Origin of the sequence: Aromatoleum evansii (genome assembly GCF_012910805.1) — a bacterium.
GTDB lineage: Bacteria > Pseudomonadota > Gammaproteobacteria > Burkholderiales > Rhodocyclaceae > Aromatoleum > Aromatoleum evansii.
In genome coordinates this window covers 1-384 of the sequence record NZ_WTVK01000316.1, presented here as the reverse complement: position 1 = coordinate 384, position 384 = coordinate 1, and the positions used below count along the sequence as shown (strand labels likewise).

General features: G+C 47.9%; 1 protein-coding gene. It reads left to right on the top strand.

Going from position 1 to position 384, the window contains the following annotated elements; all coding sequences use genetic code 11:
• Positions 1–78: 78 nt before the first annotated feature.
• A partial coding sequence (locus tag GO615_RS28495) for a CSS-motif domain-containing protein (protein WP_211167458.1) occupies positions 79–384 on the top strand: 306 nt, incomplete at its 3' end.

The window sequence follows — 384 nt, the reverse complement described above, 5'->3', positions numbered from 1 at the left end:
ACCATGCTCTCTGTAGATGCCAGTGCGAGCGAATGAATGGCATTTTCATGTATTAAACCCTTTGGCCGGGACAAGCAAATGCGCAATACACTCATACCCATCTTCATTGCGATATGCTTGTTTATAACCGGTGTCACTATTTTGAACATCCAGCTCTGGTATTCCGCAAAAGCAGAGTACCTGGCGGGAGCAAGATATGCCGCCAACAATATCAATCATATACTTGAAGAAGCGTCACAGGCGACTCAAACGGCGGTTAACATTGCCGGGAAGGAATGCGACCTCGAGGAGCAATATCAGCTTGGCACTGAAGCAGCTCTGAAACCTCACCTGCGCACAATCATCATTCTCAAACAGGGAACGGTCTGGTGTACATCCTTACCG